Here is a 16,026-nt window from a genome sequence, read left to right as displayed (position 1 = left end):
GCCGCCCCTGCCGGGGCGGATACTCAGGCAGCCAGGCGGAACGCCGACACCGCGTGATGCAGCGCGTCGGCCTGGTCTTCCAGCGATGCGGCGGCGGCGCTCGCCTGCTCCACCAGCGCCGCGTTCTGCTGCGTCATCTGGTCCATCTGCGCGACCGCGCGATTGACCTCTTCGATGCCGGTGCGCTGCTCCGCGGTGGCCGATGCGATGCCATCCATGATGGACGTCACGCGGCTGACCGCGTTGACGATCTCGGCCATGGTCTGGCCGGCCTGCTCGACCAGGGCAGAGCCGCTGTCGACCTGGCCCACCGACTCGACGATCAGCGTCTTGATCTCCTTGGCCGCGCCCGCGCTGCGTTGCGCGAGATTGCGCACTTCCCCCGCCACCACGGCGAAGCCGCGCCCCTGCTCGCCGGCGCGAGCGGCTTCCACCGCGGCGTTCAGCGCCAGGATATTGGTCTGGAAGGCGATGCCGTCGATCACGCCGATGATGTCGTTGATCTTGCGCGAGCTGGCGGTGATGCCGCGCATCTTGTCCACCACCTGGCTCACCACGCTGCCGCCCTGCTGCGCAATCTGCGAGGCGTCGGCCACGTACTGGCTGGCCTCGGTGGCGTTGTCGGCATTCTGGCGCACAGTCGCCGTGATCTGCTCCATGCTGGCCGCGGTCTGCTGCAGCGAGGCAGCTTGCTGCTCGGTACGGCTCGACAGGTCGGTATTGCCGGAGGCAATCTCCTGCGCGGCCGAGGTAATGGATTCGGCCGACTGCTGGATCCCCGAGACCGTGCGCGCGAGCTGGTCGCGCATATGGCCGATCGCGTACATCAGGCTGGCGCGGTCATCCGGGGCGACCGTGACCTGCGCGGTGAGGTCGCCGCCAGCCATGCGCAATGCAAGCGCCGCCGCGGTGGCGGGCTCGCCGCCGACCGAACGCTGGATGCTGCGGATCAGCAGCGTCGCCACCACGGAAATCACGATGCCGAGCAACACCAGCAGCCCGAGCGACTGATACAGCGAAGTGCGGAATTGCGCCTCCACGTCATCCATATAGGTGCCCGCGACCAGGTCCCAGTTCCACGGCTTGTAGCGTGCCACGTAGCCGACCTTCGGGCTTGGCTGGTCGCTGCCAGGCTTGGGCCACCAGTAGTCCAGATGACCCGAGCCTTCCGCCGAAGCGCCACGCGCCGCGATATCGACGTACAAGGCGTTGCCCTTGGCGTCCTTGAAATCGCGCAGGTTCTTGCCATTGAGCTTGGCGTTGATGGGATGCATCAGCATCACCGAATCCGCGCTGACGATGGTGATGTAGCCGTCCTTGCCATAGCGCTGCGCGGCGATGCGGGCAGTGGCCTGGGCCTTGGCCTCATCCTCGGTCATCTTGCCCTGGCGTGCCTGCTCGGCATAGTCGCGCACCAGGGACAGCGACATATCGACCACGTTGGCCAGTTCGCCGCGGCGGTCCGCCATCTGCAACTGGCGGGTCTGGAAGGCGTGCATCACGGTCAGCAGGAGCAGACCTAGCCAGGCCAGCACGAGAGGGATCCACAGCTTTTTTCGCAAGGTCAGTTGATTCATGGAGTTCGCTTTTTTCTAGACAAGTACCAGCGATGCGGGAGACACGCGGCATCTCCGGGATATCGGAACGGCTTGCGCCTTCTTTAGCGTCAACTGGGGAAAGCCCGCAAGAAAAAAGCAAGAAGCGGCATCTATATCGTACAAAGCACCACGGTGAAGCGAGATCCCGTCGCGACGAGGGCGCCGGCACTCTCATGGTGCATTGCCGGCCACCCGAATATGCCTGTCAAAAACCACCGGAATGCGGCTACAATCCGCCTCGCATTCCGACTCACTGTTGCAAGTGAATTGCAATTGGAATGCCAATGGTTCGAAGGTGCCCTCGCGCGCGTCAAGCGGCGGGGGTTAAACGGGAAACAGGTGCGCCGCGGCCACGCCGCGGCAAATCCTGTGCTGCCCCCGCAACGGTCAGCAGGTACAAAGGTGTCACGCCGCGCCGGCAGGCAGCGGCAGCCACTGCGCATCGATGCGTGGGAAGGCGGCACCCCGGACGCGCCCCAGTGGCAGGCGTCCCCCTGCGAGCCCGGATACCGGCCTTCGACCGATCACCGAGGCTGCGGACGGGCGGCCAGGCGTGAGGCGGCTGGCCATGGGCCCGCCGCCACTGCGCGCTCGTCCGTGGCTTCTTCGTTCATTGCCGCCGGGCGGGGTCGCCCGCGGCCAACGATGGAAAGTCCATGTCCGCGCGCCCTCGCATTGCCCGCACCACCCTGCCGGGCTCCTCCAGGCACCATTTCACTCCTGCCCCGCGCAAGCTGGCGCACCACTGCGCGCTTGCACTATCGCTCGGGGCCTTTGCCGCGCTGGGCGCGGATGCGGCCTGGGCCGCGGACGATACGCCAACCCCGGAACGCTCCCAATCCTCCCGGAAAGACGGTACGGTACTGCCTGCAGTGATGGTCAGCAGCGACTCGCAACTGCCAGGGCTGGCACTGTCGGAGCCCACGGGCACGGGCAGCCGGCTTGGCCTGACCCCGCTGGAAACGCCTGCCAGCGTCGAGGTGCTGTCCGGCGAGACGATACGCGAGCGCGGCGACCAGTCGGTGCACGAAGCCGTTACCCGCACCACCGGCATAACCTCCAACGGCGCCCCCGGCAACGGCGGCACGTCGCTCACGGCGCGCGGCTTCTCCGGACAAGGCTCGGTGATGCAGCTGTACGACGGCACACGGCTCTACGTCGCCTCCGGCACCGTGACCTTCCCCTTCGACACCTGGTCGGCGGACCGCATCGAAGTCCTGCGCGGCGCGGCCTCGGTCATGTACGGCGAGGGCGCGATCGGCGGCGTGGTCAACGTGATCCCCAAGAAGCCGCTGCGCGCGCCGATCGCCAACGAGCTGCAGCTCACCGGCGGCACCCAGCGCACCGCGCGCACGGCCTTCGACAGCGGCGGCGCGGTCAACGAGAATCTCTCGTACCGCTTCAACGCCAACTACGCGCGCTCCGGCGGCTGGGTGGACCGGGGCGATTCGCGCAGCCTGGCGGTGTCGGCCGCGGTGCGGCTCGACGTATCGCCGGAGTTCAATATGACGCTGTCCTATGACGACGGCGACCAGCACCCGATGCAATACCTGGGCACGCCGCTGGTCAACGGCAGCCTGGACACTTCCCTGCGCAAGAAGAACTACAACGTCGGCGATGCCGAGATCACCTACCGCGACCGCTGGACCCGGCTCGCCTCGCAATGGCAGCCCAATGAGCGCGTGACGGTGCGCAACCAGTTCTACTACCTCACCAGCCAGCGCCACTGGCGCGATGCCGAGTCCTATACCTTCCTGCCGGCATCCGGCCAGGTGCGCCGCACCGACTACCTGGAGATCCTGCACAACCAGGAGCAGGTCGGCGACCGCGCCGACCTGAAGATCGACGGGCAACTGTTCGGCATGGCCAATACCGCCCTGGTGGGATTCGACGTCAACCGGATCAACTTCACCCACATCAACAACTCGCCCTACGGCGGTACCTCCACCGTGAACGCCTACCAGTTCGATCCGGGCCAGTTCTTCAGCCCGCCGGGCATCGTCACGTCGCCGCGCTTCCGTACCCACACCACGCAATACGCGCTGTTTGGCGAAGACCGCCTCAAGGTGACCCGGCAATGGTCGGTGATCGGCGGCGTGCGGCTCGACCATGCCGAACTGGAGCGCGGCAACCTGGTCACCGGCGACGACTGGACCCGCAGCTTCAACAACGTCACCTGGCGCGCGGGCACGGTCTACGAATTCACACCCGCCTTTTCCGTCTACGCGCAGTACGCCACGGCCACCGACCCCCTTGGCGCGCTGATCACCACCTCGGATGCGCAAAAGGACTTCAAGCTCGCTACCGGCAGGCAGATCGAAGCCGGGGTCAAGCAGTCGTTCTGGAACCAGCGCGGCGAGTGGACCTTTGCCGCTTACCAGATCGTCAAGAAGAATCTGCTCACGCGCGATGCCAGCAACCCGGCGCTCTCGGTGCAGGTAGGCGAGCAGTCCTCGCGCGGGCTGGAAGCCTCGGTCAGCGTGGAGTTGATACGCGGCCTGCGCGTGGATGCCAACGGCACCTTGCTGCGCGCCCGGTACGATGACTTCGCCGAAAGCGTGAACGGCGCCCTGGTCTCGCGCAACGGCAACGTGCCGACGAACGTGCCGCAGCAGGCAGCCAACCTGTGGCTGACCTGGGCCTTCGCGCCGCAGTGGCAGGTCGGCGGCGGCCTGCGCTACGTGGGCAAGCGTTATACCAACAATGCCAATACGACGGCCATGCCGTCGTACACGGTGGTCGATGCCTCGCTGCAATGGCGCATATCGCGCAAGACGGCGCTGACACTGCGGGTCTACAACCTGTTCAACCGCGACTACGCCGAATCGTCCGGCAACAGCGGCGCCCAGTGGCTGCTGGGACGGCCGCGCGCCGCCGAGCTGTCGGCCAATTTCTACTTCTAGGCCAGGCCATGGCGAGCACGCCCCTGTCCTGGCGCGAGTCCTGCTGGCGCTTCACGCGCCGCTGGCTCTATCTGGTGCACCGCTGGGCCGGCATCGCCGGCTGTCTGCTGATCGCCATGTGGTTCCTGTCGGGACTGGTCATGATGTATGTGGCCTTTCCCGCGCTGACCGACGCCGAGCGCCTCGCGGGGCTGCCGCCGCTGGACGTGGCCACGGTGCGGGTTTCGCCCGATGCGGCGATGGCCAGCGCAGGCCTCGCCCGCTTTCCGCGCAGCCTGCGCCTGGAAATGATGGGCGCGCACCCCGTCTATCGCATGGTCGACTGGAACGGCAAGCCGCACACCGTCTCCGCGCGCGACGCGGCCCGCATCGAACAGGTGGATGCCCCCGCCGCGCAAGAGATCGCCCGGCGCTTCTCCGGCGCCGCCGGCGCGCGCTGGATCGAGACCGCCGAGCGGGACCAGTGGACCGTGCCCAACGGACTGAATCCCTGGCGCCCGCTGCACCGCATCGCGCTGGACGACGCCGCCGGCAACGAGCTGTATGTCTCCGCGCGCACCGGCGAAGTCATGCGCGACACGAACCGCAGCGAGCGATTCTGGAACTGGCTTGGCGCGGTCCCGCACTGGCTTTACTTCACGCCAGTGCGGGCCGATCCGCCGCTGTGGCGGCAGGTGGTGCTGTGGACATCCGGCGTCTGCATCGTCGTGGCGATCAGCGGCATCTGGATCGGCTGGCTGCGCCTGCGTGTGCGCCGCCGCTTCGCGCATGGCAGCGCCGGCGGCACCTCGCCCTATCACGGCTGGATGGCCTGGCACCACATCGCGGGCCTGGCCGGTTCGCTGTTCCTGCTGGCCTGGCTGGCAAGCGGCTGGCTATCGGTCAATCCCAACCAGTGGTTTCCGGGGCGCGCGTTTGCGCAGCCCGCGCTGGAGCGCTATGCGGGCGAAGTCCTGCCGCACTTTCCCGCCAGGGACGGCACGGCGCTTGCGGGGATGCTGCCTGGCACCGGCGCGCCCCCGCGGGAAATCAGGATGGCCTGGCAGGCCGGATTGCCGGTCTTGCTGGTGGCGCGGGCCGCTGCCGGCACCGCGGTCACGACGCAGGCTTACCGTGCCGACACCGGGGCGCCGCTTGCGCTCTCCGCCGGGGCGCTCGCGCAGGCTGCCGCCCGGCTGGTGCCGGACGCGGCTGTCGCTGGCAGCGACCTGCTGCAACAAGACGACGCCTACTGGTACAGCCACCACCAGCCGCGCAAGCTGCCGGTGCTGCGCGTGCGCTTTGACGATGCCGCCGAAACCTGGGCGTATATCGACCCCGACAACGGCAACCTGCTCGGCCGCAGCGACAGCAGCCGGCGCGCCTACCGGTGGCTGTTCAATGCCGCGCATACCTGGGATCTCGGCTGGCTGCTGCGGCATCGCCCCGCCTGGGACCTGGCGCTCTGGCTGCTTTCGATCGTCGGGCTGGCAGGCGCTGTCAGCGGCGTGGTGATCGGCTGGCGCAGGTTGTTTCGCAGGCGCCGCCGCCGGGCATGAATCCCGGCGGCCGCCCATTTACCCAACATTCCGGACCGTTCACGGAGCCCACATGTTTCGCTTCCTCGCCAGCATCTTCAACGACCAGGACGCCGACGTGCGCCGCAAGGTCATTGCGCTCTATGTCTTCCTGATCGCCGCCAACGCCGGGGCGTGGGTGTGGGCGCTGGTGGCGTTCCGCGCGCACCCCATGCTGCTGGCCTCGGCGGTCCTGGCCTACACGCTCGGCCTGCGCCACGCCGTCGATGCCGACCATATCGCAGCCATCGACAACGTCACGCGCAAGCTGATGCAGGAAGGCAAGCGCCCGGTGACGGTCGGCTTCTTCTTCTCGCTCGGCCACTCCGCCGTGGTCACGCTGATGTCGATCGGCATCGCCGTTGCCGCCGCCGCGCTGCAAACGCGCTTTGCGGACATGAAAGCCGTGGGCGGCATGATCGGCACCAGCGTGTCCGCGCTGTTCCTGTTCCTGCTGGCCTTCTTCAACCTGCTGATCCTGATCTCCGTGTGGCGCGCCTTCCGGGCGGTCAAGCGCGGCGAGGCGCTCAAGGAGCAGGACCTGGACCTGCTGCTGAACAACCGCGGCGTGCTGTCGCGGCTGTTCCGCCCGCTGTTCCGGCTGGCCAGCCGCAGCTGGCACCTGTTCCCGATGGGGCTGCTGTTCGGCCTCGGCTTCGATACCGCCACCGAGGTGGCGCTGTTCGGGCTATCGGCGGCGGAGGCGGCAAAAGGCGTGCCGTTCTGGACCATCATGGTGTTCCCCGCGCTGTTCACCGCCGGCATGTCGCTGGTGGACACCACCGACGGCATCCTGATGCTGGGCGCCTACGGCTGGGCCTTCACCAAGCCGATCCGCAAGCTCTACTACAACATGACCATCACGCTGGTATCGGTGATCGTCGCGGTAGTGATCGGCGGCATCGAAGCGCTCGGGCTGATCGCCGACAAGCTCGGGCTGGAGGGCGGCCTGTGGGACGTGATCGGGGAGCTGAACGCGCATTTCGGCATGCTCGGCTATGTGATCATCGGGGTGTTCGTGCTGAGCTGGCTGATCTCGATGGTGGTGTACCGGGTCCGGCGCTACGATGAGATCGAGGTGCGGATGGGGTGAGGTCTGGCGAGGCGGACCGGCGCCGCTCGCTGAAACAGGAACCACATCGGCGCCCTTGCTCAAGCCATTGAGCGAGTGTGGCCGGAGCAGAATCCATACGGGCTGCCCGACGTTGCCCTATGCGCAGGACGGCTCCGCTTCGTCCATGACCGGACGAGCAATCAGCTTGATGTGTTTCCGGGGTTTCTGCGCGGCCATCCAGAGGTCGTAGGCGATCTGCATACCGCACCACATCTCGCGGCTGGCACCCAACGCTTCTTCCAGGCGAATGGCAATATCGGGCGTAATTGCCGCATGGCCGTTCACGATACGGGAGAGCGTGGCACGCGTCACTTCGATGTGCCCGGCGAAGGCCGTGATCGTCATGTCGTCGAGGCCCGCCAGCCATTCGGCGAGGACCGTGCCGGGATGCGGAGGCTTGTGCATCCGGGTCATGATGGGCTCCTTGATGTCAGTACTTTTGGGGGTCAGTGGTAGTCGCGGTAATCCACAACCAGCGCATCGCCATCCTCGAATCTGAGGGTAATGCGCCAATTCCCATTGACGGCGATAGACCAGTGTCCGGCCATGCGGCCTTTGAGTTCGTGCAATCTCCAACTGGGCACGCCCAAGTCCTCCGGCTTGATGGCGTGGTCTAAAGCACCAGCGGGGTGAAGCGCCTCCTATCCCCCCGCGCGCGTCAACACCGCATCGCAAATCGCAACGATATGCCGATGATCCGTCCCGCAACACCCGCCTAGCACCGACATCTGCTTCAGATACCGGCTCAGTCCCAGATATCGCTCGCCAAGGTCAACCGGATCGCCGGCATCCAGCGTGTCCGCCTCATCGAGTTCCGCGTGACTCTTGGTCGAGGCGTTGGCGCGCACGCCGCCTACGCGCGCGGTCCAGGGTTCGCCGGTTGAGACGGCCACCTCGAAATGGCTCGGGTGCGCGCAGTTGATCATGTAGTAAAGGGGGCCGTGCGCCGTCTCGCGGTCCACCCGTTCGATTGCCGCGCCCAGGGTGTCGCCCGACGGCAGCTTGCCGTCGGTTTCCACGGTAAAGGAAACCGCGACGGGCGCACCGGCGTCGCTTGCAGCACGCACGATGCCGATTGCCTCTTCCGGATAGGTCATGGTCACGGCGGTGACCATATCGGCGCCCGCCTCGCGTAGCGCCTCGACCTGCGGGGCATGGTACCGGCGGGCCTCGTCCTCGCTCATCCGGGTGCCGGTCTGGTAGCCATCCCCGCGGGGGCCAACCACGCCGTTGATGACGATGGGGGTTTCCGGCGCGGCAAAAGCCGCGCCCAAACCCGACGCCCAGGCGACCGACCGGCGATTCGCATCGGCGACGGCCTGCGGCGAGAAACCGAGCTTCGCGCCCCAATCCGCGTTGGCACGCCAGGTCGGCGTATCGAGGACGAATCCGACTTTGCGCTCCACGGCGGTGCGCAGGTACGGCACGAAGTAACGCTCCAGCCGCTGCCTTCCCTCGTCGCTGAGCACGAGTGGAAACGCGGCAAAGCATGGCAGTTCAATGCCTTCCAGGAAAACCAGTGAGGTCTCGAGCCCGCCATCGGCCAGAAAGACTGGCCCGCCGGGCTTGGGCAGGTGTTGGGAAGCTAGCGGCATGACAGCACCTCCGGCAGTGGGACGCTACGACTCGGCATGCGCGCACCCCGGAGCGCGAACATGCTCTCGGCTTCACCCGCGGGGCGCCAGCAGGGCTGGTTGCCGACGCATCGAAGTATAGACGCGCCTGGATTCGCCGCCAGCCTGCCGCGGTGTCATCGCCGGCCATGCTCAGTCGGCGTGGCGCTGGCATTTTTTTGGTTCGCCGAATTGCGGGATAGAAGAGCTGAAGCGGCGGGGGAGACGATATACAGTACTGACGTCTCACCCGATCAACGCATCCGCCACCAGATACTCCCCTTCCCACCTCTGCGCCAAATGCCGGCAACGCCCCAACGCCACCGCCTGCCGCTCGAAATCCACCACCATCACCGCATCTGCCCCATGCGGACGCGGCGGCTGCTCCATGCTGCGGCCATCGCTTAGCAGCCACAACCAGCGCTGCTGCGCCGGACGGCGGTGCGCAGCCTGCGCCAGCAGCTGGCCGGCACGCTCCATGCCAAGCGCCAGCGGCGTACCGCCGCCACCGGCAATCGGGCGGATCCAGGCCTCGCTCCACGGGCGGGCCCGCGCTGGCTGCAGGCGCACCTCCGCACGGCCACCGGCGAAGCACACCAGCGCCACCTCGGCGCGCGCCTGGTAGGCGCGCTGCAGCAAGCGCAGGAGCACGCCCTTGGCCAGCGCCAATTGACGGCCGTGCAGCATCGATGCCGAGCAGTCGAGCACGAAACAATGCAACACGCCGGCATGTGCCTGCTGGGCGCGCATGCGGAGGTGGCCGGCGGCCAGCGGTTCGGTGCGCTTGGCCGCGAGCGTACGCGGCCAGTGGATGCGCAGGCCTGCCGGGTAGCCTCGGGGAGAGGCGAAACGGGGTGCCTGCCACCGGTTGCCGCCTTGCCCGGAATCGGCGGCGGCCTGCCGGTGGCTCAGGCTTTTTTTGCGGGCAGCGGCCTCACGGATTTGACGGCGGCGATGCCCGTCGCGCTGGCCGCCGACGGCGGCGGAAGCGCTCCCCAGGGGTTGCCGGCGGCCGCGCCGGTGTCTGCCCTATGGCCCCCGCCATCGCTGGCACGGCTGGATTCCCCGGCATCGCTGGCATCGCCATGCCTGTCGGCATCGGGCACCGCCTGGCGCCGATGGTGCAGCACCAGTTCCGCCACGGCATCCACATGCGCCGGCACCACCGCCGCGTCGCATTGCAGGGCCGCCAGCGCGCGCGCCGCGCGCAGCATCACCAGGTCGGCGCGCACGCCGTCGACGGCAGCGGCCAGGCACAGCGCGCTGACATGCTCGTGCACGGCATCGCTGAACGATAGCGACGGCAGCGCCGCGCGCGCCAGCCGCACCTGCCGCGTCAGCGTTTCCTGCTCGGCGGCAAAGCGCGCGCGCAGCGCCCCGGGATCGCTGTCGAACGCCAGCCGCGCCTTGACGATGGCCTGGCGCTGCGCGGGATCGGTGCAGTTCTCCAGCGCCAGCGCCAAGCCGAAGCGGTCCAGCAGTTGCGGACGCAACTCGCCCTCCTCCGGGTTCATGGTGCCGACCAGCACGAAGCGCGCCTCGTGCTGGTGCGACACGCCGTCGCGCTCCACCACGTTGACGCCGCTGGCGGCTACATCGAGCAACTGGTCGACCAGGTGATCCGGCAGCAGGTTGACCTCGTCCACGTACAACACCCCCTGGTGCGCTCGCGCCAGCAGGCCGGGCGCGAAGCGTACCTCGTTCTGCTGCAGCACATGGCCAAGGTCAAGCGTGCCGGTCAGTTGCTCTTCGCTGGCGCCCAGCGGCAGCGTGACGAACTGGCCCTCCGGCAGCAGTTCGGCCAGCGCGCGCGCGGCGGTCGACTTGGCCGTGCCGCGCGGCCCGCTGACCAGTACGCCGCCGATGCCGGGGTCCACCGCGGCGAGCAGCAGCGCTTGCCGCAGACGCTGCTGCCCCACCAGGGCACTGAAGGGAAACGGCACGCGCAGGAGCCGGGCGGTCGCATTCATCAAGGGGGCATTCCTTCAAGCGCCTGCTCGCTGTCGAGCAGGTGTTGTTCCAGTTGGGCGCGGCGTGCGCCCGGCTCCTGCCACAGGCCACGTTGCACCGCTTCGAGCAAGCGCTCGCAGATGGCGTGCAGCGCGCGCGGATTGTGCTGCCGCAGGAAGGCGCGGGTGTCCGCGTCGTTCACATAGGCATCGGTCACCAGGGCGTACTGGTGGTCGGCCACCACGCGCGTGGTGGCATCGAAGCCGAACAGGTAGTCCACGGTGGCGGCCATCTCGAAAGCGCCCTTGTAGCCATGCCGCTTGACGCCGTCGATCCACTTGGGATTGACCACGCGCGCGCGGATCACGCGGCCGATTTCTTCCTGCAGGGTACGGATGCGCGGCGCCGCCGGATTGCTGTGATCGCCGTGGTAGATGGCCGGCTGGGCACCGCCGAACTCGCGCGCGGCGGCCGCCATGCCGCCCTGGAACTGGTAGTAGTCGTTGGCGTCGAGCAGGTCGTGCTCGCGGTTGTCCTGGTTCTGCACCACCGCATCCAGGCTGGCCAGCCGCTCGGCAAAGCTGGCGCGCGCTTCGACGCCATCCGTGCCCTGGCCGTAGGCGTAGCCGCCGGCATGCAGGTAAGCCTGGGCGAGATCGTGGTCGTCCTGCCAGTTGCGGCTGTCGATCAGATCCTGCAGGCCCGTGCCGTATCCGCCCGGCCGCGCGCCGAATACGCGCCAGCCCGCGCGGCGGCGCGCCTCGGCGGCCGGCACGCCCTGCGCTTCCAGCCGCGCGCGCTCGCTTTGCACGCGGGCGCGCACCGGGTTGAGTTCGGCCGGCTCGTCCAGTTCTGCCACCGCCTGCACGGCGGCATCGAACAGACGCATGACGTTGGCGAAGGCATCGCGGAAAAACCCCGACACGCGCAAGGTCACGTCAACGCGCGGGCGGTCGAAGATCGCCATCGGCAGGATCTCGAAATCGGTCACGCGGTAGCTGCCGGGCGCCCATTTCGGCCGCACGCCCAGCAGGGCGAACGCTTGCGCGATGTCGTCGCCGCCGCTGCGCATGGTGGCGGTGCCCCAGACAGAGAGCCCGATCGACTGCGGATATTCGCCGTGTTCCTGCAAGTGGCGCTCGATCAGCTGGTTGGCCGACTTCAGGCCCAGCGTCCAGGCCGTGCGGGTGGGCACCGCGCGCGTATCGACCGAGTAGAAATTGCGCCCCGTGGGCAGTACATCGGGCCGTCCGCGCGAGGGTGCGCCGCTGGGTCCGGGCGGCACGAAGCGCCCGGCCAGCCCGCGCGACAGTTGCAGCATTTCCTGCGGGCCGCAGGCATCCAGGCGCGGCATCACGTCCCGATGCAGGCGTGCCAGCACGGCAGCGGTCTGCGGCAGCGAACGCGCCATGCCGTCACCGGCGTCCGCCGCGTCTAGCAATGCCGTGGCCAACATCTCCAGCCGCTCGCGCGTATCGCCATGATGACGCCACGGCCCCGCATCGAGCGCCGCCATTTGCGCCGGACGCGGCCCTTCCCATGGCGCGGACCAGTCGGCATCGAGCGGATCGAAGCCGCCGCCCAGCGCCAGGTCGGCGGCCAGCGCCGTCAGCAAGCTGGCCTGCGCGCCCTTGCCGTCGCCCACCGGAAAGCGCCCGAGCGCAAGCAGCGTGTCGCGCCGCTGGCGGCCCGCCGGCGACACGCCGAAAACATGCAGGCCATCGCGGATCTGCGATTCCTTCAGCTCGCACAGGTAAGCATCGGTGCGGTTGAGCAGCGCGTCTTCGCCATCGCTGTCGGCGGGCGCTTCCAGCCCGAGTTCGCGATGCAGTTGCTGGTCGACGATCAGCTTCAGGATGGCCTTGCGCAGCAGCCGCGCGCGGCGCGGATCCACCGCCAGCGCCTCGTAGTATTCGTCGACCTGGCGCTCCAGGTCTTGCAGCGGGCCGTAATTCTCGGCGCGCGTGAGCGGCGGCATCAGGTGGTCGATGATGACGGCCTGCGCGCGCCGCTTGGCCTGCGCGCCCTCGCCCGGGTCGTTGACGATAAAGGGATAGAGATGCGGCAGCGGCCCGAGGATGGCATCCGGCCAGCAGCTGTCGGCCAGCGCCACGCTCTTGCCGGGCAGCCACTCCAGGTTGCCATGCTTGCCTACATGGACGATGGCATCGGCGCCGAAACTGCGGCGCAGCCAGAAGTAGAAGGCCAGGTAGCCGTGCGGCGGCACCAGATCGGCATCGTGGTAGCTGGCATAGCCCTGGGTGCCCGCTTCGCCGGGCAGCGCGTACGCGCGGGCCGGCTGCAGCCCCACGAACAAATGGCCGCTGCGCACGCCGGCGATCATGAAACGGCCTTCGCGCACCATCGGATCCTGTTCCGGGCTGCCCCAGCGTTCGGCGATGGCACGCCGGTTCTCTTCCGGCAGGGCGGCCAGTTGCCGCTGGTAGTCCGCCATCGGCAGGCTCTGGAAAGCCGGCCGCAGGTCGCGTTGCGCCAGGTCGTTGGTGATGCCCCGGGTCAGCCCGCGCATCAGGTCGTCGCCGTCCGCCGGCAAGCCTTCGCAGTGGTAGCCCTGCTCGCGCAGCATGGCGAGAATGCCCACGACGGAGGCGGGCGTATCCAGGCCCACGCCGTTGCCGATGCGCCCTTCGTTGGCCGGATAGTTGGCCAGCACCAGCGCTACGCGCTTGTCCGCATTGCCGAGCTGCCGCAGGCGGCACCAGCGGCGGGCCAGCTCGGCCACGAAGGCGATGCGCTCCGCGTCAGGCTGGTAGCGCACCACATCGACCTCGGTATAAGGACAGCGATAGGCCAGTCCCTTGAAGCTGACCGCGCGCGTGATGATGCGGCCATCGACCTCGGGCATGGCGATATGCATGGCGACATCGCGCGGCCCGAGGCCCTGGCTGTCGCGCAGCCAGTCCTCGCGGTTGCCGCCGCTGAGGATGACCTGCAGCACGGGCGCATCGCCGGCGAGTTGGAGCGATTCGGGCGCATCGAGCGAGGAAACCGCGAACGCCGTCGTGTTGAGCACCAGCGCCGCGCCGTGCTCCGCGCACAAGTGCTGCAGGACCTCGCGGCACAGCGTGTCCTTGAGCGAACTGACCGCCAGCGGCAGCGGGCGCATGCCCTCGGCGCGCAAGGCCGCGATCAGGGCATCGAACACGGCCGTGTTGCCGGCCTGCAGGTGCGAGCGGTAAAAGACCAGCGCCACCACCGGCCCGCCCGGGTGGCCGTCACGCTCCCATTCGCGCTGCCAGTCCGCCGCCGTGGCCACGCCGTGCGCCGGATGATAGATCGCTGCCTGCGGCAGCACGCGCGGCTGCAATGCCGGCTCGCCCCGGCCAAAGGCATGGTGCGCGAGGCAGCGGAAGAACTGTTCCGCGTTGTCCGCCCCGCCTTCGCGCAGGTAGCGCCACAAGTTGCTGGCCAGCGCTTGCGGCGCATTGCCGCGCGCAAGCAGGTTGGCATCTTCGGCCAGGTCGCCGGAGAACATCACCAGCAACTGTCCGCGTGCGCGCGCCAGTTCGGACAGCCGCTCCAGGCCGTAAGCCCAGTCGCTATCGCCGCCGAGATGATCGACCACCACCACCCGCGCGTGCTGCAGCACATCGTCGACGTACATGTCGAGCGAGGCCGGCTGGCGCAGGTACATCTGGTTGGCCAGCCGCACTGTGGGGAAGTCCGCGCCCAGGCGCGGAAAGACGCCGGCCAGCAGCGAAAGCGTGGTATCCGCCGCGCTCAGCACCACGATCTCGGCCGGGCTCTGCTCGATGCGCACCACGCCGGCGTTATCGTCGACGAAGCCGCCCGGGCGGGTGGAAAGCAGGTGCATCGGATGCCTGGGCTCGGGTCTGCCTCAAGCCGCGCGCACGGCGCCCGCCAGTGCGGTTTGCAAGGCGGCCTGCAGGGCGCGCTGGTCGAGATCCTGCCCGATCAGCACGATGCGGGTGGACTGCGTCTCGCCCGCTTGCCAGCGGCGGTCGAAGTAGCTGTCGAAGCGGCGGCCCACGCCATGCAGCACCAGGCGCATGGCCTTGCCCGGCAGCGCGGCAAAGCCCTTGATGCGGTAGATCGTATGGCTTTCCACCAGTTGGCGCAGGCCATCGATCAGTGGATCGCGGTCCACCTCGCCGAGTTCCACCACCACCGAATCGAACTCGTCGTGATGGTGGTCGGCGTGATCGGGATCGTCCGCCGAGCCGTGGTGGTCGGGCCGCAGGTGAATGCTCTCCTCCGAGGCACGGTTCAGCCCCAGCAGCAGCCCGATATCCAGCTTGCCGCCCTGCGCGCCGACGATCTTCACTTCGGCGGGGATTTCCGGACGGATCAGCGCTTCCACTTCGGCGCGCTGCGCCGCGTCGATCAGGTCGGTCTTGTTGAGGATGACGAGGTCGGCGGCGCCGAGCTGGTCTTCGAACAGTTCATGCAGCGGGGATTCGTGGTCGAGATTGGGGTCGGCCTTGCGCTGCGCGTCCACGGCGTCCGGATCGGCGGCGAACTGGCCGGCGGCGGCCGCGGCGCCGTCCACCACGGTGACCACCGCGTCCACCGTGAAGGCGTTCTTGATGCTGGGCCAGTTGAAGGCCTGCACCAGCGGCTTGGGCAGCGCCAGCCCGGATGTCTCGATCAGCACGTGGTCGATGTCGGCGCGCCGCTCCAGCAATTGCTCCATCACCGGGAAGAATTCCTCCTGCACCGTGCAGCACAGGCAGCCGTTGGCCAGTTCGTAGAGCTGGCCATTGCTCTCGCCGGACTCGTCGCAGCCGATGCCGCAGCCCTTGAGGATCTCGCCGTCGATGCCCAGTTCGCCGAACTCGTTGACGATCACCNGATGCCCAGTTCGCCGAACTCGTTGACGATCCCCGCGATGCGGCGGCCGCCGGCGTTTTCAAGGATATGGCGCAGCAAGGTGGTCTTGCCGCTGCCAAGGAAGCCGGTGACGATGGTGGCGGGGATTTTACGGGTCTGCATGGGCGGATTTGAAAATTCAGCGTTGGGGTTGAACCGGGGCTTGCGATGCGGGCGTTTGGCAAGTTATGCCCACGCAGCCGATAAGCTGCGGCGGTCCCGGCCGCTGCGAGGGGACCAGCATAAAGAGATACGGAGGTGCTGTCCACCGGTGCCGCGTCAGCCTTGCGCCGGTCCGCGCCGCCGGCCGCGCCACCACTCGGCGCCCGCGCCGGCGCCGACCAGCAGCAGCATCAGCACGGCGGCCCGGAGTGCCTCGCGGGGCGCAAGGCCCGTCAGGGGCGCGGGCTGCGCGAGCTTGAGCGCGCGGCTTTCCAGCAA

10 protein-coding genes, 2 pseudogenes and 1 riboswitch are annotated in these 16,026 nt (G+C 68.2%); of the genes and pseudogenes, 3 read left to right on the top strand and 9 right to left on the bottom strand.

Annotation, left to right across the window (positions count from 1 at the left end; all coding sequences use genetic code 11):
- Window positions 1-23 precede the first annotated feature (23 nt).
- Window positions 24-1,577: a methyl-accepting chemotaxis protein gene (locus tag CF70_RS13900; protein ID WP_035865338.1), complete on the bottom strand. Its 1,554-nt coding sequence runs from the start codon at window positions 1,575-1,577 to the stop codon at window positions 24-26.
- A gap of 297 nt (window positions 1,578-1,874) precedes the next feature.
- Window positions 1,875-2,130: riboswitch (cobalamin riboswitch) on the top strand.
- A 124-nt stretch (window positions 2,131-2,254) separates the two neighbouring features.
- Here CF70_RS13900 and CF70_RS13895 point away from each other — a divergent pair.
- Genes CF70_RS13895 through CF70_RS13885 form a run of 3 tightly spaced genes read left to right on the top strand, consistent with a single transcriptional unit; the run spans window position 2,255 to window position 7,150 of the window.
- Window positions 2,255-4,501, top strand: coding sequence for a TonB-dependent receptor (locus CF70_RS13895; RefSeq protein ID WP_035865334.1), 2,247 nt, complete (start codon window positions 2,255-2,257; stop codon window positions 4,499-4,501).
- 8 nt (window positions 4,502-4,509) lie between these two features.
- Entirely contained in the window at window positions 4,510-6,039 is a 1,530-nt protein-coding gene (locus tag CF70_RS13890) for a PepSY-associated TM helix domain-containing protein (RefSeq protein ID WP_051648406.1), read from the top strand.
- Between the two features lie 52 nt (window positions 6,040-6,091).
- A complete protein-coding gene (locus CF70_RS13885) occupies window positions 6,092-7,150 on the top strand; it encodes a HoxN/HupN/NixA family nickel/cobalt transporter (RefSeq protein ID WP_035865332.1) in 1,059 nt (352 codons plus the stop codon).
- Window positions 7,151-7,267: 117 nt separating this feature from the next.
- Here the strand turns inward: CF70_RS13885 and CF70_RS13880 are convergent, their stop codons facing one another.
- The 8 genes and pseudogenes from CF70_RS13880 to CF70_RS37765 form a co-directional block, all read right to left on the bottom strand.
- Complete coding sequence (locus CF70_RS13880) at window positions 7,268-7,585, bottom strand: HigA family addiction module antitoxin (protein WP_035865330.1); 318 nt, start codon at window positions 7,583-7,585, stop codon at window positions 7,268-7,270.
- A gap of 32 nt (window positions 7,586-7,617) precedes the next feature.
- Window positions 7,618-7,779 (bottom strand): annotated as a pseudogene (locus tag CF70_RS34880) (type II toxin-antitoxin system RelE/ParE family toxin); the annotation flags it as partial.
- Between the two features lie 33 nt (window positions 7,780-7,812).
- Complete coding sequence (locus CF70_RS13875) at window positions 7,813-8,766, bottom strand: homocysteine S-methyltransferase family protein (RefSeq protein ID WP_035865328.1); 954 nt, start codon at window positions 8,764-8,766, stop codon at window positions 7,813-7,815.
- A gap of 264 nt (window positions 8,767-9,030) precedes the next feature.
- The gene (locus CF70_RS13870; protein ID WP_235185035.1) at window positions 9,031-9,534 is read right to left on the bottom strand and encodes a vWA domain-containing protein; all 504 of its coding nucleotides are present in this window, start codon (window positions 9,532-9,534) and stop codon (window positions 9,031-9,033) included.
- 158 nt (window positions 9,535-9,692) lie between these two features.
- Window positions 9,693-10,754, bottom strand: coding sequence for an ATP-binding protein (locus tag CF70_RS13865; RefSeq protein WP_152561805.1), 1,062 nt, complete (start codon window positions 10,752-10,754; stop codon window positions 9,693-9,695).
- Window positions 10,754-14,569, bottom strand: coding sequence for a cobaltochelatase subunit CobN (gene cobN / locus CF70_RS13860; RefSeq protein ID WP_035865322.1), 3,816 nt, complete (start codon window positions 14,567-14,569; stop codon window positions 10,754-10,756). The genes CF70_RS13865 and cobN overlap by 1 nt, the downstream gene beginning before the upstream one ends.
- 24 nt (window positions 14,570-14,593) lie before the next feature.
- Window positions 14,594-15,566, bottom strand: a pseudogene (cobW, locus tag CF70_RS13855) (cobalamin biosynthesis protein CobW); the annotation flags it as partial.
- A 1-nt stretch (window position 15,567) separates the two neighbouring features.
- Window positions 15,568-15,708: GTP-binding protein (locus CF70_RS37765; RefSeq protein ID WP_304413168.1), on the bottom strand; the 141-nt coding region annotated here is incomplete at its 3' end.
- Window positions 15,709-16,026 lie beyond the last annotated feature (318 nt).

This window comes from Cupriavidus sp. SK-3, assembly GCF_000611145.1.
GTDB lineage: Bacteria > Pseudomonadota > Gammaproteobacteria > Burkholderiales > Burkholderiaceae > Cupriavidus.
This window is presented reverse-complemented; position numbering and strand designations above follow the sequence as displayed.

Excerpts from the sequence above, each read along its gene's own strand:
- CF70_RS13900 (WP_035865338.1), bottom strand. The coding sequence starts at position 1,577 with ATGAATCAACTGACCTTGCGAAAAAAGCTGTGGATCCCTCTCGTGCTG.
- CF70_RS13895 (WP_035865334.1), top strand. The coding sequence starts at position 2,255 with ATGTCCGCGCGCCCTCGCATTGCCCGCACCACCCTGCCGGGCTCCTCC.
- CF70_RS13890 (WP_051648406.1), top strand. The coding sequence starts at position 4,510 with ATGGCGAGCACGCCCCTGTCCTGGCGCGAGTCCTGCTGGCGCTTCACG.
- CF70_RS13885 (WP_035865332.1), top strand. The coding sequence starts at position 6,092 with ATGTTTCGCTTCCTCGCCAGCATCTTCAACGACCAGGACGCCGACGTG.
- CF70_RS13880 (WP_035865330.1), bottom strand. The coding sequence starts at position 7,585 with ATGACCCGGATGCACAAGCCTCCGCATCCCGGCACGGTCCTCGCCGAA.
- CF70_RS13875 (WP_035865328.1), bottom strand. The coding sequence starts at position 8,766 with ATGCCGCTAGCTTCCCAACACCTGCCCAAGCCCGGCGGGCCAGTCTTT.
- CF70_RS13870 (WP_235185035.1), bottom strand. The coding sequence starts at position 9,534 with ATGCGCGCCCAGCAGGCACATGCCGGCGTGTTGCATTGTTTCGTGCTC.
- CF70_RS13865 (WP_152561805.1), bottom strand. The coding sequence starts at position 10,754 with ATGAATGCGACCGCCCGGCTCCTGCGCGTGCCGTTTCCCTTCAGTGCC.
- cobN (WP_035865322.1), bottom strand. The coding sequence starts at position 14,569 with ATGCACCTGCTTTCCACCCGCCCGGGCGGCTTCGTCGACGATAACGCC.